Raw genomic sequence first — 19,111 nt, forward strand, 5'->3', positions numbered from 1 at the left:
CCGAACAGCGGGTATTTTTGCGTCATGGATCTGTATGCAGCCATCAAACAGATGCGGGAACTCTCGGATCGCCGGGAACCGTTCTCCTTCTCCTTCATGTCGTGTTCCACATCGGCACAGGAGAGCCACGGGATCGTGGACGTGCGGCATGCCCGGCTCCGCCCGCGGCCCCATGCCGACGGGAATCGCTTCGCCGAACTGCTCGAGGAGTACGTGGACCTCGACACCGGAGAGGCCCGCCGGTTTTACCGCCCGCTCCTGATGATTTTCAACGGACAGAAAGTAGTTTTACAATGAAGAAACAGACAACCGGCAAGAAACCGAAAATCCGGCATCTCTCCGATTCGGCCGCCATCCTCGACTTCGGAGGCCATGCCATCTCGCTCTCGACCAGCCCCCGCAGCAGTCTCGACAGCTACATCTTCGACATGGCAGCCGACGGCGGAGGCAACTGGGAGCAAACCTACCAGACCGTGCGCGGTTACAAGATCGTCCCCTACGGCATCAACAATGACTTTCCCGTGATGATCCGTGACATCATGGCCCGTAACAACCTCGCTCCGGGGGTACTCCACCGCAAGCAGAACCTGCTGACCGGGCAGGGCGCGTTTCTCTACGAAAACGCCTTCGACGGCGGCAGGATCACACGCCGCTGGGTCGATGACCCGAACATCTCCGCATGGCTCCGATCCTGGGACTACGATCGTTTCATCGACCAGGCCGCGACGGACTATCTCCACACGGGCGGGTTCTTCGCCATACATCCCCTCGAACGCGGATACCGCCTGCCGGGACACGGCCGCCGCATCGCCCGACTGGAGTTCGTCAGCGCCAAAGACGCCCGCCTCGAATGGGCCGACTCCCGCAATATCGACGACGTGCGGCACATCCTCGTCGGGGATTTCGAAACGGCATGTGTGAATTCCGGACTGCAGAGCTATCCTGTATTCGATCCGACCGATCCGGGCCGCTACCCGATTTCGGCATCCTACAACTACACCTATGCTTTCGGACGCAATTTCTACGCTACGCCCGGATTCATGGGTGCCATCCGCTGGATTCTCCGCGGTTCGGACATCCCGATGATCTTCCGGCATGTAACCGAAAACGGGCTGAATCTGGCTTATCACGTACACTCCCCGCAGGGATACTGGGACCGGATCGAAGAAAAACTTCGGGAAAAGTATCCCGAAGAGCAGCCCGAGGAGATCGAAGCCCGCTACAAACAGGCCAAAAAGAAGATCCTCGACGCTCTGACCGAGACCCTCTCCGGGAAACAGAACGCCGGGAAATTCTTCGAGTCCATCGACTCCTATGATGACGACCACAATCTCATCACATGGAAGATCGAGCCCGTAGACCAGAAGATCAAAGACTTCGTGGAGGCGCAACTCAAGATCAGCGAGGCAGCATCCTCGGCGATTACTTCAGGCATGGCACTCCACCCCTCGCTGACGAACATCATGGTGAACGGCAAACTCGCCAGCGGCTCCGAAATGCTCTACGCCCTCAAGGTGTTCCTGCATTTCGACACGCGCATCCCCGAGCGGGTAATCCTCGGTCCCATCAACCAGGCTATCGCCTACAACTTCCCCGGAACCCGCTACCAACTCGGGTTTTACCATGCAGTAGTCATGTCCGAGGAAGGAATCTCCGAATCCGAACGTATGAAAAACAACTGATGCCATGCTTTTCAACAAAGACAACGACGGTCCGGCCGAACTTCAGGAATTGCTGGGCATTTATTACCAGACAAACCGTTACTCCGTAATCGCCACGGAGATCGCGCTGGCAGAGGCGGACATCCACCGCATGATCGGCAACGAACTCTTCACACGGACCGAAACCTACTACAACTCTCCGGCTTTCGAAACCTCCGGCTCCGATCTCGAAGCCCGGATAACCCGTGCGGTCCGCCTTCCGGTCGCAGCGCTGGCCGTCTACCGCTTCTACCAGCAGAACACCGTAGGACATGAGGACGAGGGGCGCAAAGTGAAACTCGACAAGGAAAACGAGTCCATCCCGTGGCGCTGGCAGATCGAAATGGACGACCGCGCCCTGCTCGACCGTTACCACCGGCTGCTGGATGCCATGTACCGCCTCTTCGAGGAGAACGACATCCCGGAATGGCGGCAGGCTCCGGTGCTCAAACGGCTCGAGGCGTCCCTCGTGCGTTCGCTGGACGAGTTTCAGGAGGTATTCCCGATCGAGAACTCCTACCACACGTTCTATCTGCTCGTTCCCTTTATGGTCGAATGCCAGGAGCGAAAAATCGTGCGGGTCGTCGGGGAGGAAAACTTCCGGAAGATTCTCGCAGGGGATACTGCTGAGGACAACCTCGAGGAGATCGCCGCAGCCGCAAAGAAGTGCATACCGCTCTATGCCGTGCAGACCGCCGTAAAGCGGATGTCGGTACAGATTCTTCCGGATGCCGTCGTGCGCCGATTCTCGGCATCCTTCCAGGGTGGAAAAGCGAATGAACCGGCCGACATCGCAACGACCCGATACCTGCTGCGCACGCTCGAAGAGGAAACCACGGACGCCCTCACCGAACTCCAAAAGGCCGTGACCAAGCGGCGCAACGTCGCAGCCCGATACGACCCGCTGCCAGAGAACGATCCCCGAAACAAATACTTCACTGCCGGATGAACACGCTCGAAATTCCCGGCCGGGGTATCAGGATCGACATCCCGGCGACATACGACGAGATGACCGGCCGTCAGGTCGTTCACATCATGCAATGCCTGGCGAAACATCGCGCGGGGCTTATGTCCATCGACGAGTTCCGGGTGAGGGTTCTGTACAAACTGTGCGGAATCCGCCGGACACTCCGGAGTGCGATCCGAACAGCATGGCATCCCGAGACGCCGGCGCAGCGCGAACGACGGGCCGAACAGGTCGCTCTCCTCTGCGATCAACTTCTCGGCGGCATTCTGGAAAAAACATCCGACGGTTATCAGATCCGGTTCGACTCCGTGCGCAACTTCTGGCCTTCGGTGCGCATCGGCTGGCGAAGGCTCTTCGGCCCGGCAGAGGCCCTGCTGGATATTTCGTTCGCAGAGTTCCGCGGGGCATCGGACGAAATGCAGCTCTATCTGCAAACCAACGACGAGCACCATCTCGACCGGATGCTCGCATGTCTCTACCGGCCGGCCGGGCCGCTCCAGCCCTCCGGCCGCCGCGTCGTCCCCTACTCGCCCGATACGCTCGACCGGTACGCCGGCCTCTGCCACCGCTTCAAGCCATGGCAGAAACAGCTCATGCTGCTCTGGTTCTCCGCATGCGTGAGGTACATGCAGACCGGGCGCTTCATCATCGGCAGTCAGGAGATCTCCTTCGCCGAACTGTTCAGCTCCGAAACACCCGAAGACGGGGAATCGCTCGGATGGATCACCCTGCTCTACGATCTGGCCGAGAAACGAATCTTCGGAAGTATCGAAGAGGCCGACCGGCAGGGGTTGGTCGAAATTCTTTCCCTATTGTATCACTACAAAAAACGAAACGATGCTGCTGCTCGCAAAAAACGCTAAACTCATCCGGTTCCTCGCCGCACTCCGGATTCCCGGAATCCGGGAGGCAAATGCCGTCGTAGACGAAAGTTCGGCGACCAAGATTCTCGGGAACGCCGCCATAACGGAAGCACAGATGATCATGACGCTCCCGGGGGCGAAGATCGACATGGAGAATGTGGACGTTCACCACGAGGAGAACGCCGTCATCGTCTGGATACTCTCGAAAGGCGCCGGGATGGTCTCCGGTAAAATCGTGGATACAGACGAATATCTGCGGCTACACGCCCTGATGACAGAGACACTCGAAGCATTTCGCAGGGCGATACGCGAATCCGACAACGGGGCATGTCCCTATCTGGCGGGAATGCAAATCGAACAGGTCGTCGTGACGCCCGAATACAACGTCTTCGGAGGCTGGAACGGGTGGTGCGCGACCATAACGATCCGGTAGACTCTCCCGCATTTTCACATCCGCCCCGATTTTTCGGGGCGTTTTTTGTTTTTCCGGCGGAATATTTGCACAAATGTAATTTATAAATTACCTTTGTAATATGAAAAAAGCAAGGGAAGTCGTTACCTATAAAGATTATTTCGAAGAGTTCTTCGAAAAACAATCGCAGAAGGTGCGGGACAAAATCATCAAGGTACTCGACATCATCGAGCAGATCGAGCGAGTTCCCGTTACATATTTGAAATATATCGAAGGCACTAATGGGTTATTTGAGATACGGGTACAACTCGGAAGCGACATATTCCGTATTTTCTGCTTTTTCGATGGCAACAAAATGGTAGTATTATTGTGCGGCTTCCAGAAGAAGACACAGAAAACCCCACCGGGAGAGATCAAAAAAGCCGAAAAAATCATGTCGGAATACTACGACGAAAAAAGAAAGGAGACAAAAAAATGAAAACGAAAACTTTAGACCAGATCAAGACGAAATATTACGGCGAAATAGGCACGCCGGAACGCGACCGTATCGAACGCGATCTCGACGCATTGCGGATCGGTCTGAAAATCCGAACGGCACGGGAACAGAAAGAAATGACTCAGGCGCAACTGGCCGACCGAATCGACAAAAAGCGCACGTTTATTTCCAAAGTTGAAAACGATGGCGGGAACATCACTCTCAAAACGCTGTTCGATATTGTAGAGCGCGGATTAGGCGGGAAATTGAATATTGAAGTCCGATTATAGCAATCAACGTGATTGACAAGACGAAACCGAACTTTTCGATGGTAATTAACCCACAGAGCGACAAAAAGTCGCTCTTTTTTTGCATCTTCACAAAAGTTTCCTATATTTGTGATGTCTAACATTCAAACTGGCGGATGATGTCCGTCGAACGTGCGGGCATTTTTTATGCTTGTAGTTATAGTGGTTTCGTACCCCCGTGCCGGATGGTTAATGCCCCGGCAAGCCAGTTTGGTGTTAGACAGCGGGAAAGGCGAACCACTTTTGTTTAATTGTTTAATGTCTAAACCAAACATGAAAAACACCACCCCAACGGATCGCCGGGTGCTCGTCGATCCGGCGCTGATCCAGGCGCACAGCAGCGTCTACCGCGCAATGGCGGACATCCGCCTCGCCGCAAAGATTATCCGAAAACAACACAACCGGCAGCAGGAACCGAACCGTCCGGACGAGTACAACCGGATCGAAGGTCTGATGCAGGCCATGCTGTTCGACATACAGCGGATGATCGGATGTGAGACAATGCGACAGTTCCAGAACTTCACACACGACAACTCAACCAGGGAGGGCAGGCTATGAAGATCGACGAGAAAACTGTAAGCATGACCGGCGACGAGTTCGAAGTTTTCAGCCGCCTGATCGACACGGTCACCAGCCAGAGCGAAATGATCCGCAAACTCACGCGCGAAAACCTGGGATACATCTTGCAAGACAACTCCTCCCGGACGCAGCAGGAGAGTTTCACACAGGCGATCTACCTGAATCCATCGGGAAAACTCCCCTCGTGATCCCCGGACACGATCCCGACCTCTATGTATCGGCCCCGCTCCCCGCGGGGCTTTTTCGTGCCCTGTTCTGTCCTTTCCGCCGCGGGCACGGCCGGCTACATTTGCATCAAAACAACCGTCATGCCGTCACTCGTCGAACAACACTTCGTCCGGGAGGTCCTCGCCAAGCAGGGGGACCGCCTGCTGTATTATCAGGGCAACGCCATCCGCGAAAAAACGAATGCGCATTCCGGGAACCTTTTCGCACAACGAAGGATCGACGTATCCTCCGGCGACGAGTTCTCCGGCAAGCTGGCCTTCACGCATAAAATCTACGAGCGGTTCCTCGACATGAAGGCCCTGCGACGGGGCCGCCGGACGGTTCGCCAGAACCGCAAGATACACAACCGGTTCATCGAATACACCCTCGCCAACATCGAATACAAACTCCTGTACGGTTTCACCGACGAAGTGGCCCAGCGTATCAAAGTACAGTTTAACGAACAAAACCCGCAGTAATGGCTTCGAAAATCAGAGAGGAAGACCTCCGGCTGAATATCATCGTAAACGGCGACGACGGCCGCAAAAAGATCAAGGAGGCCGAAGACGCCTTCAACGACTGGCAGGAGAGCATCAGGAAGACGCGCGCCGAGATGGCGGAGTTGGAGCGCCAGGGCAAACAGAACACCGTCCAGTACGACAATCTCAAAAAGCGGCTGGACAGCCAGACCGCATCCGCCGACAAGGCAAAGCAGCGGCTCGACACGCTGACCCGGCAGATGAACGTCAATACGATGACCATCGGGGAACTCCGCAAGCATGTAAGGAACCTTTCCCGGGAACTGAGCCAGATGGACCCGCGGGATGCCAGGTGGAAAAAGCTGAACGCCGAGCTGCAAACTACAAAGAACCGACTGCACGAGCTGACCGGCGTCTCTCGGGGAATACAGGGCGTGTTCGACAAACTGGGATTCGGGAAAATAGAGGCTGCCGTCGGAAAACTGTTCGTCTACTACAACGTCCTCAAGGGCATCTTCAGTCTCTTCACCGGCGGGATCAACAAAATCCGGGAGTTCGAGCAGGCGAACGTGAACCTCTCGACGATCCTCGGCGTCCATGTCTCCCAGATGACGGGGCTCACCAAATCGGCGTTGGAACTCGGACGGACGACCGAATACACCGCATCCCAGGTCACGAACCTGCAAACCGAACTGGCCAAGCTGGGCTTCAACCAGCCGCAGATATTGCAGATGACGAAACCCGTGTTGCAGTTCGCCACGGCCGTCGGAGCGGAACTCCCGGAAGCCGCGGCGCTGGCCGGCGCAACGCTCCGGGCCTTCGGCAAGGATGTATCCGAGACGGATGACGTACTGGCGACGATGGCCGTAGGGTGCAACAAGTCCGCCCTCTCGTTCGAGTACCTGCAAACCGCCATGTCGATCGTCGGGCCGGTGGCCAAAACGTTCCGGTTCGATGTCAAGGATACCATCGCCCTGCTCGGAACCCTTGCAAACAGCGGCTTCGATGCTTCGAGCGCCGCGACGGCGACCCGCAACATCCTGCTCAACCTCGCCGATGCGAACGGGAAACTCGCCAAGGAACTCGGCCAGCCCATACGCTCCCTGCCGGACCTGATCGACGGGCTCCAGCGGCTCGACGCCAAAGGCATCGACCTGGCCAAGACCCTCGAACTGACCGACAAGCGCAGCGTGGCGGCATTCAACACGCTCCTGCGGGGTGCCGGCTCGATGGGAGAACTCCGCGACAGCCTGCAAGATGTCGGCGGGGAACTCAAACGCATACAGGAAGAGCGGCTGAACACTGTCGAAGGTTCCGTAAAACTCTTGCAGAGCGCATGGGAGGGGCTGATGCTCTCCTTCTACAACAGCAGGGGATTCATAAAGGCCGTAATCGACGGGATCACCGGGCTGATCGAAGGCGTCACCAAACTGATCGGGCCCAGCGAATCCCTCATAGACCAGTTCGACCAGCAGCTCGACAGGGTGGCCACGCTGGAAAGCACCATCCCTCCGCTGGTTTCAGAGTACGAAACGCTCCGCAGCAAAACCGAACTGAATGCCGACGAACACGAGCGGCTCAAAACCGTCACCAAAGAACTCGCCGATGCCTACCCCGGGGCAATCAGCGCTGTCGATGAATACGGTAACGCCATAGAGGTCAACACGGAAAAAATCAACCGGTTTCTCGAATCCGAACGTGCCCGTCTGAGATACGTCTATGCCGATTCGATCAAGGACCTCGAAAAAGAGGTGGAGAAGCAACAACGGATTATTGAGAACGCTCAATCGCAAATCGAAAGAGGAACTACTTATACAGGAGGTTCGCTCGGCGGTGATATTGGGCGCATACGCGATCTGAATTCCGAAGAAGTAACAGCACTCCAGCGAACTATCGCCCATGCCCAAGAAATCCGACAGGGCGCCCTGGCACAGCTCAAACGCCTGAACGGTCAGGAATTGGAGGAGATGATCTCGGCCCAGAACGAGCGGCGCGAGGTTGAGAAAGCCGCCGCGGAAGAGGAAAAGAAGCAGCGCGAAGAAGAGGAAAAGGCGCGTCAGGAAAAGCAGGCGCAGCAAGCCGCGGCCGCAGCGGCCTACAAAGGGCTCGACGAAAAGGAGATCGCCGAGCGCATTGCGCTCCGAAAGAGATTCCTCGACGGGAAGATCGCCACCGAAAAGGAGTACAACGACCAGCTCCTGCAACTCAACATCGATTCCCTGAACAGGCGTCTCAATTCCGGAGAACTGAAAGGCAAGGAGCGCCTCAAAGTCGAGGAGCAGCTCACCACCCTGCTCCTGCAACAAAAGAAACAGGAACAAAAAGACCTCGAAGAGATCGAGAAACAACGCATCGACAGCATCACCGATCCCGTCGAGAAGGAGGAGGCGCTCTATGCCCAGCAGCAGAAAAAGTACGCCGGAAACACGGCCATGCTCGAGCAACTCGCCCGAAGCCATGCACGCAAACTCACGGAGATAAAACTCAAGCAGGCCCTCGATGCCCTGAAAACCGAGGAGAACCGCTACAAGCAGGAGCGGGCCCTGATGGTAACCCAGCATAACGAGGAGCTATCCTTGGAGACCCTCACCGCCGCACAGCGCAAAAAGATCAAGAAACAGCTGATCGAAGAGCTGAAAGCCTTCGACACCGAATACTACTCCGGAATGCTGTCAAAAATCCAGACGCTTTTCTCCGAAGGACAGATCGACATTCCTACGGCCGAAGGTCTCCTCAAATCGATAGACCTCGATTCTGAACTGCTGAGCGACGAGGAAAAACAGCATCTCCAGGAGATGATCGATACTATCACTGTCAAACTCGCCGCGGCGAAGAACGCCGTAAAGGATCTGGGATATTCGTTCGCGACCAAGCAGGGCGACATCTTGGGGTTTTCGCAGGACGATTGGGATCGGTTCTTCGAAAACATATCCAACGGCCAGGGCGGAACCGATGAACTGAGAATGGGCTTAATGGCCGCCGCAGAGGCTGCCGAGATGGCGATGTCTCTCTATTCAGGCTACGACAAAATGATGACGGCCAAGGAGAATGCCTCGCTCAAGAAGTTCAAAAAGAACCAGGACGAACGCAAAAAATCCATGGAGAACAGGCTCGATGCCGGGCTGATGACTCAGGAACAATACGACGCCGAGACCGAGCGCATGGACAAGGAGTATGACAAGAAACAGGAGGAACTGGAAATCAAGCAGGCCAAACGCCAGAAGGCCCAAAATCTCGCTCAAGCCACGATCGCAACGGCGCGGGCCGTGGCCGAAGCTCTTCCCCGCCTCGGTCTGGCAGCAATCGCCGCTGCCATGGGTGCCGCGCAGATCGCCATGATCGCCGCAACGCCCATCGCCGGAGCCGCAGAGGGCGGCCTGCTCGTCGCACGCACTCAAGACGGCCGAAAATTCCAGGCATCCGTAGAACCCGACAAGCGGGGATATGTCGAGCGGCCCACGGTCATCACCGGGGAGGACGGACTCGAGTACGTCATCCCCAACGATGCCATGAAGAACCCCACGGCCCGGCCGATCATCGGACTCTTCGAAACCGTGCGGCGGCAGGGAAACCTTGCGGACTTCAATTTCGGCGAAGTGCTCCCGGCTCTCTACAACATTCCCGGCAGGGCCGCAGGCGGAGCCATTTCCCCGGGACAAGCAATCGACACGATCAATGCAAGTCCGACGGCTTCCACCGCATCCGAAGGTTCTGATCCGGCACTCGTCAGGCTGCTCTACACGGCGGTGGTCCGGCTGACCGAACGCCTCGACGAGCCCATCCGCGCCGATGTATCCCTGATGGGCAAGGCCGGGCTGATCGAGAAGCAGCGCGAATACGAACGTATGATGAACCGCGGAAAACTCAAATAGACATGTTACTGATCAAAAGTCTCGAATCCGGACGCACGCTCGACATCACACCCGGGCAGGAGATAACGCTCACCCTCGAAAATCCCCTCTTCGCAGACGACCGCATGCCTGTGGCCGTCTCAACGGGCATCGAGTTCCCGCTCTCGCCGACAAACAAAGCGGAATTCCGATTCGTCAATGTCATGATGATTCCGCCCGCCGTGCAGAAGATTCCCGCCGCCATCATCTTCGAGGGGTTCGAGTTATTCTCCGGGGAGCTCCAGTTCGACGAGTTCTCCGACCAAACGCTCAAATACACATTCGTAGGTGCCGATGCGACAGAAGCATTTTCCGGGAATATCCACGAAATAGCGTGCCGGGACTACTCAGGCATGGCAATGTCAACATTCGTGCAGAACGCCCGCAAAGGAGATTATCCAGATATCGGACTCCCGATGATCGTCCGCAAGGCCAACAGCGCAAAGATCGAATATCCCACGGCCGCAGGAGAGGCGGAATGCTCTTCGATCGACAAATACGCCAACTACCTCTACACCAACACCCCCTATATCATTCCGGCAATCAAGGCAGCCTATCTGTTGGAGAAGATCCACCCCAGGCTGATCTTCCCATCCCAAGTCCAGGACTATCTCGATCGTATGGCCATACTCGGAACCTACAAGCCCGAAGCGTGGCAAAATGACCGATACGGTATCCCCTATACAACACCCAGCTGGAACAATCCATATATCGGAGACGGATTCAATGCCGCGGAGGCCCTGCCCGAGATGACAAAGACGGAATTCGTCATCAACATCCTCAAAATGTTCTGCGCGACCATATTCCCCGAGAAAGGACGCTACAGCGTGCGTACCAACAGTTCGATACTCCAAGACAAGACATTTATCGACTGGACGCAGAAAGTATCGGACGTCTATGCCATCGTTGCCGGAGAGACCGGAAGCTACTCCCTGGAATACGCCAACGGCGAGCAGAGCTACGACCCTGCCAAAGAGGAAGATTTCGGCGAAGAACTCGCACAAAGCATCTATTCCGCATCCAACTACGAGGAACTGATCTCCAAATTCCGGACTTCGGACAACTACGTCGATGTTCGTGTGACATTCTCCGGGAACGTCTATTCGGGAAAGGCCGTAAAAGCCTACTTGTACTGGAGCCGCCCTTCGGGCGTGACGGGAGGAGTTATTTTCAACAAGACAGAAACCTCGATACCACTCATTGACATCGTATTCCAAGCCAATGTCAACAAGGTCGAGTTGTCTGAAGGAGGCGGCGACGGCCAAAACTACGAAAACAACATCGGCTTCATCTGTACCCCTTGCATCCCGGCAAATGTCGCAACGCTTATCTATACCGGATCTACGAACGCACAAGTGACGCTCCGCGCCATGGCACCCGTCGTCGATATCCCCACCGTCGGCGGAAACCGCCCTTCGGACGTATACATCGGGTTACTGATCGAAAACAACTTCTTCGATCAGGGAAACTATTTCACGCGCCCCGAGCCCTACATCGACGGAGGCTCCGAGATGGCGAACACACGTTATTCCATCGCCATCGGAGGCACCAACGGGCTCTATGCCAAATTCCACGAGACATTTGCGCAATGGCAGGTAAAGAAGAAAGACTCCGTAAAGGCCGATGTGGTACTTTCTCCCGCCGACATCGCGCAACTCAAACTCTGGCGCAAGATCATGCTTTACAACCGGCTCTTTCTCATCAAGACCATGGAAATCACGCTCTCAGACAGAGCGACGGTAGCATTCGCCAATGCCGAGTTCGTAGAGGTGTAAATGTCCTTTCATCCCGACTTCTGAAACCATACATTTGACGAAAAAAACATGGGATTCACAATTCGCGGTCACTATGCGATCTCCTTTACGGAGAATGCCAGCAATCTCGTTTTCTCCGAAGTCGAGAGTCCGATGCGCATATCGTATTTCATAGACGACAACGTGATAGTCGATAATGTCGAACTACACCCGGATGCGAACGGGGAGGTCATCATCCACGTCCGCCAGCTGGTTCGGCTTGTCCCTCCGCTGGCCGGTCCGTGCACGACCTCCAAAAACCTCCCGCAGGTGGCGTGGAGAGCTAACAAAGCAGGCGAAAGCATAAGATTGGGCAGCTACTTAATGCCGGGAGGAGTATCGAAACCCTTCGACACGGCGTCTGAAATCATCGACTTCTTCGCCCGGAACTTTCTGACGCACCAGCCGCAGATCATCGAAACGACGCCCCTGCAACCGCAATGGCTGGCATTTGTCAGGACGTACCCCTACCAGACAATGGAACTTCACACCACGCTTTATACCGCCGACGGCCGTACATTCACCAAACAGATTTCGGAGACCCCCGGTTCCTACACATACAATCAGATCGACACGAGCTTCAGCGCCTGCTGGCAGGAGTTCTGCAAGGAAAAGGACCTCGTTCCCATCGCCTACGATGTTTTCGGAACCAGCCAAAAGGCCCAAATATCGGATGGGGTCACGACTTTAATCGACAAGCCCAACCACCCGATCGGACAGCGCTATCTCCTGCGCAAGGCCCGTATGGACGATCAATGCTTCGGGTTCGTGAACGGCATGGGAGGCTTCGACACGCTGATGATGCAAGGAAGGACCATTCTCAAACCGGAGGGAGATGCCGAGACCTTCACCAACTCCGAGGTCGAAAAGGAACTGACCAACAACTATACCTCCTACTGGGAGACTTCCACCGGCTATATCGATTCGGAACGCATGGCCGCACAATACCAGGATTTCATCAAAAGCCGCGACCGCTGGGTCTGCCGCGACGGCGAATGGCATCGGATCATCGTAGATGAATACAAAGCCGAGCACACGGCACGCGAACTGAATGCTTACACCTTCAAATACCACCTTGCGGAACGCAACGAGCGGCGTTTTTACGATCGGGAGGAACTCCCCGAGCCGCAGATCACACCCGGAGAATTTTTCCCCGAGGGACGATAATATTTGTCCTTTCAAGACCGACGCCGACCGTCTAATTTTACCTCAAACGACCTGCACATGGAAACGAAAGCCGCAAAGATACGACTCAACAACCAAACCGATTTTTCATTCATCGAACAGTTTCAAGAATCCGATGACAACGGGAATCAGGTCCCGGCTCCCGTTCCCGAAGACAGCGTAGATTTCGAAATCGAATTCTTCGCCGACAACGGCGTCCGGTTCAAGGTATCCCGCAAAAACGGCATATACGATCATTGTGAAAAACTCGACGACAACCGGCTCTGCGTATATGTCCCCCTGTCCAAATGTTTCCTCGGCAGCGGATGGCTCTGTCAGAAATTATGGATCAGCTCGCCCGGTGCGTTTTGGAACAACGCCGCGAGGAATATCTGCATCCCCTCCTGTCCCGGGATTTGGCTCTGGAACGGACCCAGCGACGACGTGAAAACGTCGGCAGAGATCGAAGCATTCATCGGCACGGTATACCGCGGCAAAGACGGCAGCACGCCCCACATCGGAGAGAACGGGAACTGGTGGATAGGAAACACAGATACGGGATCTCGGGCGGAACCGGTCCACTTCGGCTCCCGGGAGATGTTTCCGGAAACCGGATATGCCGGAATACTCTACATCGACACGGCAAATGACCGGACATACCGCTGGGACGAGGCGTCGGCCGCATACCGCTGTGTCGGATGGGGCGTCAACGATGATGACGAAGTAGTACTCACGGCACAAGAGTAGGAGACATGATTCTGAACGATAACGACTGACATCTATGGCAACGAAAATATTAAAAGGAAAGTTCCTGCCCCAATACAGGACCGCGGCGCAATGGAGCGCCGCGAACCCCGTATTACTCGCCGGGGAGATCGGCATCGAGAGCGACACCCGGAAGTTCAAGTTCGGGGACGGCGCGACGGCATGGAACAGTCTCGGATATGCCGGAAGCGGAGGTGATTCCGCCGAACGATTGTCCGGGGCTTTGGAGATTACCGATTTCGCGGATTTCCCGGATACGACTGTATTCGAGAAACCGGGCGACATCGTGCCGATCCGTGTTGACGTCGGAGACAACTCTCCGAACGAGTCCTCCGGACTGTTTGTGGGTACTGCTCAGGCGTGGGAGAGATGGGTTTCCGGAGGCGCTGAAAATCAGATAGTGTATTCCGTAATAGACACACAATCCGGCAAGGCGTATTCCGGAAGGACGACGGGCGCAGGAGGGAGCATCCAATGGGTGGAATCCGGCGGTGGAGTGAACGGTTTGCTGGGAAGTGTCAAGTCCCTCACCACTTCATTCTGGAATTTAATATCCTCCAATGTTTCCGACATTCAAGCCTTCGTGATAAGAGAAAACTCGCCCGAAGTGCCCGCAGAATATAAGGGGGTAGGATTCGGGTTCGCCAAATACTACCGAGACGATGTCGGAATGGCCTCTGTCACAATGAAACTCAACTCCGGGAGTGTAAAGACTTTCAATGTAACATTCTACGGAGACGGTTCCGATGCCTACTGGGAAGAAACTGGCGGTTCATCCGGCAGCAGTCTGCCGTTCGACGGCCCCATTCCCGGGTATGAACTCGTATACTCCGACACCGGCGCGGTCCTGCAACTTGCATCGGGAACCGGGGTGACGATAAATTTCGACAAGGCGATACCCGCGGCCCAAATGTTCACATCCAAAGCCCGGTTTATGATTGAGGCCGACATTGTCAGTGTTTCCGGGAATACATTGTCCAATGTAGCGAGAGTACCCATTGCCATATTCAAGCCGACAGCAGCCGGGCAACCGGTTTTCGAGTACATGATTCAGTCGATAGCTACGGGGACCAATATCGGACGCGTCAGGCTCATCATAACATCATGGATAAGGGAATCCGGCTCTACTGGCGATATTACCGGATGCAACTTGATGGCGCAGGTCAACAACCTGAATCCCTCCATGAACTACGCTCTGACATTCCCCGGAATGTATGTAAAATCATCGGGGGGGGGACAGTAGCCGATGACGAACCGGCGGTTCCGGACGAGCGCGTGGTCATCATCGACGTGCACGCCTGCGGAGTTGAAGCTGGCGAAGGTATAGAGCTTACATTCGAACTCATATCTATCTGTTCAGGCTGGTATACTGTGGGTGACGATCTGAAGGTTCGAGTTTCGTTCGCCCAAGTATCCAGCGAGCTGGGCGAAGAGTTAGCAAACTATGTAGGTGAGCGGTTCTATATCGAAGCCAGCAACAACGGCGAATGTTGGTTCGGGCCAGTCCCCGCCTCCGGAAACATCGAGGCGGAATTAGTTTAATACCAAAACATTAAACTCTATTGCCCCGGGGGCTCTGACCGGCGCCCGGGGCGCACGAAACACAAAACGACAATTATGACCGGAAAATTTACAGAAACAGTCCTGAACATGGGGTGCAAACTGGCAGAGATATTCCAAACGATTCAAGGATGGTGCGTCGCCATGTGCGTCTTCGTGGCGAATTTCTTCGCCGGATACGAGACGGCTATCAATGCCGTGATCGTATGTGTAGCCCTCGATACGGCCTGGGGCATTGCGGCCCAAATCAAACGCGGACATTTCGCGCTCTCCGAACTCGGACGGCATGGAATGTTATCGAAGCTCGCCCTGTATGCTTCGGTGATCGTCGGATTTATTCTGATCGAGCGAATGGCAGGTGTGGAAAGCCATATCGCGGTGGTGACGGTATGCACCCTGATCTGTCTGGTCGAACTCTGGTCGATGGGAGGATCGGCCCTGATCGTAAACCCGAAAATGCGGTTTCTACGAATATTCCGTGAAGTGCTCGCCGGAGAAGTCGCCCGTAAAATGCAGGTCCCGGTCGAAGAGGCCAAAAAGTATTTGGACGGAACGAACGAGGCTTTATAATATAACCGAAAAAAATGGCAACGAAAAAAGAACAGATCGAATTTGTCCGGAAGATTTACCCCGCGGCGGCCCGGCTGTATCGCTCCGGCGGAGTGCATCCGCTTTTCGTGACGGCGCAGGCAGCCCTCGAAACCGGATGGAAGATAAAGGGCGTCGGCAACAACATCTTCGGGATCACGAAGGGCAGCAGCTGGACCGGCCCGGTGTCGCTGGAACTGACGACCGAATATTTCAAGACCCCGAATGTGAAGTTCAAGGCCCCGGAACGGGTCGTATCGGTCGAGCAAGTGGCCCCCGGAAAATACAAATACCGCGTCTACCGGTATTTCCGAAATTTCGCGTCGCTGGATGAATGTCTCGACAATCACCTGGAACTGCTCCGCAAACCGGGCTATGCCGATGCGTGGCCCTACCGCGATGATCCGAAAGAGTTTGCCCGCCGGCTGATGGACGGGACGGGTGCGAAGTACGCCACGGCGCCGGACTATGCCGAAGTGATGGCCTCGGTGATCGACAACGTGGCGCGGATCGCAAAGACAGAAGGTTTACTCTAACTTAAATATCAAAACGTATGAAATTCTCCGAAATCATCGATCGGCTTAACGAGGGAGAGGCGTTCAGCCGTTATTCAAGCCCTGCATGGGCTGGTAAGTTCATCGTCAAACAGATTCCGCAGACAGTACCAGCGGAAGTCGTTCCCCGCATGACCAGTTTACCGGATCGTGCGAAAGCTGTTATCGGAACAATAGGGGACGGCAGCATATCGTATCACGACCAGGTGCTGATCATCGAAGTAAACGACGACTGCTCGAAATCCCATGCAACGTCCTACATCCCCACATGGGAGGATATTTTCGCTGACGACTGGCAGGTACTATGAAACGCATTCTGATTATCACCCTGCTCGTGATAGGCGGGTTGTTATGGTTGCAAACGGTCCGCCTGCGGGGCGAACGGGCCGAGCGCAGGCGCGTCCAGTCCAACAACGAGGTCTTGACCGACAGCGTGGAGTTCTATCGAACCGAGAGCGGAAAACACGCCGCATCCCGGCAGGTGCTCGAACTCAGGGCGTCGGAGATGGAACGCTACAACGCACAACTGACCGCGCAAGTCCGGGAGCTGCGGATCAAGGTCCGGCGGCTGGAGGCGGCGGCCACGACGGCCACGCGGACCGAAGTGCAGATCACGGCGCCCCTGGAACCCGCAGGTCCGCAGCCGACAGCGTGGGAGAAATATGGCGCAGGGGTGCGAAGGGCTGCCGATTCGGTAAAGGCCGCCCTCGATCGGGAATTCTCCGGACTGCCGAAAGTCCCCGAAGCGAAGATTTTCAGATGGGCGGATCGGCATGTGAGCGTAGACGGCATAATCCGGACCGATTCGGTGAGCTGCCACGTTACAAGCATCGACACCCTCCGGCAAATCGTACACCGGGTTCCGCGGCGATTCCTATTTATCCGCTGGGGCACGAAAGCAATCCGGCAGGAGGTCGTGTCGTCGAACCCGCACACACAGATCGTTTATACTGAATACATCCAATTTACCAAGAAAACACGATGAAAGAATTTCTGAGAATCGTATGGGCGGTGTTGCTCTACCTATGGCAGCTCCCGCAGAACCTAATCGGCCTTGTGTACTTGGCATTCTGCTTCGACCGCGTGAAGATCACCAAGCAAGGCGGGGCGGTGTTCTACGCAACGAAGCACGTCCGGGGAGGAATGACGATGGGACGCTATGTTTTTATCTCTCCCAAGAACATAGCCCGAGAACCCGTATACGATCACGAGTTCGGCCATGTCAGACAATCGAAACGGTGGGGATGGCTGTGGCTGCCCGTATTCGCCATTCCGAGCGGCCTGCATTGCCTTTTCTGCCGCGCGGCTAACTACTACCATTTTTATACCGAGAGGTCGGCAAATCGGCTCGGAGGAATACCCAACTACAAAGGGGAATACCACTACCACATGGACGGACTGATAGTCACGTATTGGGACAAACTAATTGCTCTCAAAAACAAATATTTCGCATAACAGCAAATCTCAACCGATTGAGACCCCAAAAAGAGAAGAGGACGGTGTTGACCGCCCTCTTCTCCACTTATAAGATACCTTTGTAACTCTGAAGGCGTGGATTAGCGTTCAAAACATCCCGTGGTGTATAGGCATCCGTAATCTGAAGCGACGAGTGCCGCGCCTGCTCCTTAACGGAAAGAGGGTCAAGCCCCGACCGAAGCATATCCGTGATACCCGAATCCTTCAGCGAATAGAACTTGTATTCCTTCGGGAATTTCAACGCCGGAACAATTTCGTTATTCCAATAGTGGCGATAACTCCGTTCGCTGCACAACTTAGGCCCCGGCCGGAACCCGGTAGAGAAAATATAATACGAAGTCGGAGCATTGAAAAAATCCAAATCGACGAGCATTTCCAGAATCGGCGTCGGAAGCGTAACCACCCCCGATTTTTTATTTTTCGAAATCTGGCCGTCAATATAGACCGTTTGTTTAGCGACATTAATGTCCTGCAAGCGAAGACGACATATCTCCTTCGGACGGATAAGCATATAATGTAGAAAATAGCAGACCAGCAGGAACGGCCGGTTGTGTGCGTCGAGCCAGTCATGGAGACGTTGCATATCCGCCGGCGCGATGACCGTTCGGTTCTTTGTGCCCGTACCCTTCCCGATGCTCTTCAGCCCCTCCGTTGGTTTGCTCTTCAGATACAAATGCTGAACCAGAAACGACGAGAACTCCCGCAGAAAGGCCAGATTGTTGTTGCGCGTGGTCGGCGAATTGCCCCGTTCGACATAGACGTAATCCAGAAAGCGCACACAAAACGAACGGTCGAACTGATAGACATAACGAATGGGCGATGCTTGTTGCGCATTCCAGCGTTCCATGATACCCGCCGAACAATTATAGCCATGTACGGTCGATTTTCGGAGAACACCGTCATCCTGTAACTTCCGGAGGTAATTTCGGTAGTGCACCAATACATCCGAAAATAGTTTATAGGTATAATCCGCCTCTGCCTCCACCCACGGATTCCACCCCGTTTCGAGTTTCGCAGAAAGACGATGACAAACTTGCGCAGCATACCGCCGGCGCTGTGAGGCATTCCCCACCGAATTTATCTTGATCCGTTTGCGCCGCATTTCACCCTTCGCCGGGTCGAACGCATAAAAGGAAATGAACCAGCAGGAGCCGGTGTGTAGTTTCGGATAAGTGAAAGAAAGAATTTCGTTTAGCGCGGAATTTCGCGCAGTTTCAACTGACAACATTTTTTTTACATTTTCACCGAAGTAAAAATGTATATCATTGAAAATCAGCCCGCCAAGAAGAAGAAACTATGTCCCGTTTCTGTCCCGGCATATTTACGAAAAT

The 19,111-nt window shown here is 55.0% G+C and carries 22 protein-coding genes; 21 read left to right on the plus strand and 1 reads right to left on the minus strand.

Going from position 1 to position 19,111, the window contains the following annotated elements:
* The first annotated feature begins 24 nt into the window (after nt 1–24).
* The 21 genes from NQ519_RS04940 to NQ519_RS05040 all read left to right on the plus strand — a co-directional run bounded on the left by NQ519_RS04940 (nt 25) and on the right by NQ519_RS05040 (nt 17,759).
* Entirely contained in the window at nt 25–297 is a 273-nt protein-coding gene (locus NQ519_RS04940; RefSeq protein WP_019152271.1) for a hypothetical protein, read from the plus strand.
* Nucleotides 294–1,682, plus strand: a complete 1,389-nt coding sequence (locus NQ519_RS04945) for a hypothetical protein (protein ID WP_019152270.1) — start codon at nt 294–296, stop codon at nt 1,680–1,682. Before NQ519_RS04940 ends, NQ519_RS04945 begins: the two co-directional genes overlap by 4 nt.
* 4 nt (nt 1,683–1,686) lie before the next feature.
* Nucleotides 1,687–2,649, plus strand: a complete 963-nt coding sequence (locus NQ519_RS04950) for a DUF6712 family protein (protein ID WP_019152269.1) — start codon at nt 1,687–1,689, stop codon at nt 2,647–2,649.
* Nucleotides 2,646–3,530 carry a hypothetical protein gene (locus NQ519_RS04955; RefSeq protein ID WP_019152268.1) on the plus strand — a complete coding sequence of 295 codons (885 nt, stop codon included), beginning with the start codon at nt 2,646–2,648 and terminating at the stop codon, nt 3,528–3,530. Before NQ519_RS04950 ends, NQ519_RS04955 begins: the two co-directional genes overlap by 4 nt.
* Nucleotides 3,505–3,963, plus strand: a complete 459-nt coding sequence (locus NQ519_RS04960; RefSeq protein WP_019152267.1) for a hypothetical protein — start codon at nt 3,505–3,507, stop codon at nt 3,961–3,963. Before NQ519_RS04955 ends, NQ519_RS04960 begins: the two co-directional genes overlap by 26 nt.
* 100 nt (nt 3,964–4,063) lie before the next feature.
* Nucleotides 4,064–4,420 carry a type II toxin-antitoxin system RelE/ParE family toxin gene (locus tag NQ519_RS04965; protein ID WP_019152266.1) on the plus strand — a complete coding sequence of 119 codons (357 nt, stop codon included), beginning with the start codon at nt 4,064–4,066 and terminating at the stop codon, nt 4,418–4,420.
* Nucleotides 4,417–4,707, plus strand: a complete 291-nt coding sequence (locus NQ519_RS04970; RefSeq protein WP_019152265.1) for a helix-turn-helix domain-containing protein — start codon at nt 4,417–4,419, stop codon at nt 4,705–4,707. Before NQ519_RS04965 ends, NQ519_RS04970 begins: the two co-directional genes overlap by 4 nt.
* 291 nt (nt 4,708–4,998) lie before the next feature.
* Nucleotides 4,999–5,283 carry a hypothetical protein gene (locus NQ519_RS04975; protein WP_019152264.1) on the plus strand — a complete coding sequence of 95 codons (285 nt, stop codon included), beginning with the start codon at nt 4,999–5,001 and terminating at the stop codon, nt 5,281–5,283.
* Nucleotides 5,280–5,492, plus strand: a complete 213-nt coding sequence (locus NQ519_RS04980; RefSeq protein ID WP_019152263.1) for a hypothetical protein — start codon at nt 5,280–5,282, stop codon at nt 5,490–5,492. The genes NQ519_RS04975 and NQ519_RS04980 overlap by 4 nt, the downstream gene beginning before the upstream one ends.
* 120 nt (nt 5,493–5,612) lie before the next feature.
* The gene (locus NQ519_RS04985) at nt 5,613–5,990 is read left to right on the plus strand and encodes a hypothetical protein (RefSeq protein ID WP_019152262.1); all 378 of its coding nucleotides are present in this window, start codon (nt 5,613–5,615) and stop codon (nt 5,988–5,990) included.
* Complete coding sequence (locus NQ519_RS04990; RefSeq protein WP_019152261.1) at nt 5,990–9,862, plus strand: phage tail tape measure protein; 3,873 nt, start codon at nt 5,990–5,992, stop codon at nt 9,860–9,862. The genes NQ519_RS04985 and NQ519_RS04990 overlap by 1 nt, the downstream gene beginning before the upstream one ends.
* 2 nt (nt 9,863–9,864) lie before the next feature.
* On the plus strand, nt 9,865–11,655 hold the full coding sequence (locus NQ519_RS04995) for a hypothetical protein (RefSeq protein WP_019152260.1): 1,791 nt from the start codon (nt 9,865–9,867) through the stop codon (nt 11,653–11,655).
* 48 nt (nt 11,656–11,703) lie between these two features.
* Nucleotides 11,704–12,840 carry a hypothetical protein gene (locus NQ519_RS05000; protein WP_019152259.1) on the plus strand — a complete coding sequence of 379 codons (1,137 nt, stop codon included), beginning with the start codon at nt 11,704–11,706 and terminating at the stop codon, nt 12,838–12,840.
* Nucleotides 12,841–12,897: 57 nt separating this feature from the next.
* Entirely contained in the window at nt 12,898–13,584 is a 687-nt protein-coding gene (locus NQ519_RS05005) for a hypothetical protein (RefSeq protein ID WP_019152258.1), read from the plus strand.
* Nucleotides 13,585–13,618: 34 nt separating this feature from the next.
* Nucleotides 13,619–14,845 carry a hyaluronate lyase N-terminal domain-containing protein gene (locus NQ519_RS05010; protein WP_227901016.1) on the plus strand — a complete coding sequence of 409 codons (1,227 nt, stop codon included), beginning with the start codon at nt 13,619–13,621 and terminating at the stop codon, nt 14,843–14,845.
* Nucleotides 14,846–14,877: 32 nt separating this feature from the next.
* Complete coding sequence (locus NQ519_RS05015) at nt 14,878–15,144, plus strand: hypothetical protein (RefSeq protein WP_019152256.1); 267 nt, start codon at nt 14,878–14,880, stop codon at nt 15,142–15,144.
* A gap of 75 nt (nt 15,145–15,219) precedes the next feature.
* On the plus strand, nt 15,220–15,732 hold the full coding sequence (locus NQ519_RS05020; protein ID WP_083871183.1) for a phage holin family protein: 513 nt from the start codon (nt 15,220–15,222) through the stop codon (nt 15,730–15,732).
* 14 nt (nt 15,733–15,746) lie between these two features.
* Nucleotides 15,747–16,286: a glycoside hydrolase family 73 protein gene (locus tag NQ519_RS05025; RefSeq protein WP_019152254.1), complete on the plus strand. Its 540-nt coding sequence runs from the start codon at nt 15,747–15,749 to the stop codon at nt 16,284–16,286.
* A gap of 17 nt (nt 16,287–16,303) precedes the next feature.
* Complete coding sequence (locus NQ519_RS05030) at nt 16,304–16,612, plus strand: Thoeris anti-defense Tad2 family protein (RefSeq protein ID WP_019152253.1); 309 nt, start codon at nt 16,304–16,306, stop codon at nt 16,610–16,612.
* On the plus strand, nt 16,609–17,289 hold the full coding sequence (locus tag NQ519_RS05035) for a DUF6549 family protein (protein ID WP_019152252.1): 681 nt from the start codon (nt 16,609–16,611) through the stop codon (nt 17,287–17,289). The genes NQ519_RS05030 and NQ519_RS05035 overlap by 4 nt, the downstream gene beginning before the upstream one ends.
* The gene (locus NQ519_RS05040; protein ID WP_019152251.1) at nt 17,286–17,759 is read left to right on the plus strand and encodes a hypothetical protein; all 474 of its coding nucleotides are present in this window, start codon (nt 17,286–17,288) and stop codon (nt 17,757–17,759) included. The genes NQ519_RS05035 and NQ519_RS05040 overlap by 4 nt, the downstream gene beginning before the upstream one ends.
* 67 nt (nt 17,760–17,826) lie before the next feature.
* On the opposite strand, the gene NQ519_RS05045 is transcribed toward NQ519_RS05040, so the two are convergent.
* Nucleotides 17,827–19,008 carry a tyrosine-type recombinase/integrase gene (locus NQ519_RS05045; protein ID WP_019152250.1) on the minus strand — a complete coding sequence of 394 codons (1,182 nt, stop codon included), beginning with the start codon at nt 19,006–19,008 and terminating at the stop codon, nt 17,827–17,829.
* Nucleotides 19,009–19,111: the final 103 nt, after the last annotated feature.

It is taken from the genome of Alistipes senegalensis JC50, assembly GCF_025145645.1.
GTDB lineage: Bacteria > Bacteroidota > Bacteroidia > Bacteroidales > Rikenellaceae > Alistipes > Alistipes senegalensis.

What these genes read in the sequence shown, in the direction of transcription:
- NQ519_RS04940 (WP_019152271.1), top strand. Translation starts at nt 25, where the DNA reads ATGGATCTGTATGCAGCCATCAAACAGATGCGGGAACTCTCGGATCGC.
- NQ519_RS04945 (WP_019152270.1), top strand. Translation starts at nt 294, where the DNA reads ATGAAGAAACAGACAACCGGCAAGAAACCGAAAATCCGGCATCTCTCC.
- NQ519_RS04950 (WP_019152269.1), top strand. Translation starts at nt 1,687, where the DNA reads ATGCTTTTCAACAAAGACAACGACGGTCCGGCCGAACTTCAGGAATTG.
- NQ519_RS04955 (WP_019152268.1), top strand. Translation starts at nt 2,646, where the DNA reads ATGAACACGCTCGAAATTCCCGGCCGGGGTATCAGGATCGACATCCCG.
- NQ519_RS04960 (WP_019152267.1), top strand. Translation starts at nt 3,505, where the DNA reads ATGCTGCTGCTCGCAAAAAACGCTAAACTCATCCGGTTCCTCGCCGCA.
- NQ519_RS04965 (WP_019152266.1), top strand. Translation starts at nt 4,064, where the DNA reads ATGAAAAAAGCAAGGGAAGTCGTTACCTATAAAGATTATTTCGAAGAG.
- NQ519_RS04970 (WP_019152265.1), top strand. Translation starts at nt 4,417, where the DNA reads ATGAAAACGAAAACTTTAGACCAGATCAAGACGAAATATTACGGCGAA.
- NQ519_RS04975 (WP_019152264.1), top strand. Translation starts at nt 4,999, where the DNA reads ATGAAAAACACCACCCCAACGGATCGCCGGGTGCTCGTCGATCCGGCG.
- NQ519_RS04980 (WP_019152263.1), top strand. Translation starts at nt 5,280, where the DNA reads ATGAAGATCGACGAGAAAACTGTAAGCATGACCGGCGACGAGTTCGAA.
- NQ519_RS04985 (WP_019152262.1), top strand. Translation starts at nt 5,613, where the DNA reads ATGCCGTCACTCGTCGAACAACACTTCGTCCGGGAGGTCCTCGCCAAG.
- NQ519_RS04990 (WP_019152261.1), top strand. Translation starts at nt 5,990, where the DNA reads ATGGCTTCGAAAATCAGAGAGGAAGACCTCCGGCTGAATATCATCGTA.
- NQ519_RS04995 (WP_019152260.1), top strand. Translation starts at nt 9,865, where the DNA reads ATGTTACTGATCAAAAGTCTCGAATCCGGACGCACGCTCGACATCACA.
- NQ519_RS05000 (WP_019152259.1), top strand. Translation starts at nt 11,704, where the DNA reads ATGGGATTCACAATTCGCGGTCACTATGCGATCTCCTTTACGGAGAAT.
- NQ519_RS05005 (WP_019152258.1), top strand. Translation starts at nt 12,898, where the DNA reads ATGGAAACGAAAGCCGCAAAGATACGACTCAACAACCAAACCGATTTT.
- NQ519_RS05010 (WP_227901016.1), top strand. Translation starts at nt 13,619, where the DNA reads ATGGCAACGAAAATATTAAAAGGAAAGTTCCTGCCCCAATACAGGACC.
- NQ519_RS05020 (WP_083871183.1), top strand. Translation starts at nt 15,220, where the DNA reads ATGACCGGAAAATTTACAGAAACAGTCCTGAACATGGGGTGCAAACTG.
- NQ519_RS05025 (WP_019152254.1), top strand. Translation starts at nt 15,747, where the DNA reads ATGGCAACGAAAAAAGAACAGATCGAATTTGTCCGGAAGATTTACCCC.
- NQ519_RS05030 (WP_019152253.1), top strand. Translation starts at nt 16,304, where the DNA reads ATGAAATTCTCCGAAATCATCGATCGGCTTAACGAGGGAGAGGCGTTC.
- NQ519_RS05035 (WP_019152252.1), top strand. Translation starts at nt 16,609, where the DNA reads ATGAAACGCATTCTGATTATCACCCTGCTCGTGATAGGCGGGTTGTTA.
- NQ519_RS05040 (WP_019152251.1), top strand. Translation starts at nt 17,286, where the DNA reads ATGAAAGAATTTCTGAGAATCGTATGGGCGGTGTTGCTCTACCTATGG.
- NQ519_RS05045 (WP_019152250.1), bottom strand. Translation starts at nt 19,008, where the DNA reads ATGTTGTCAGTTGAAACTGCGCGAAATTCCGCGCTAAACGAAATTCTT.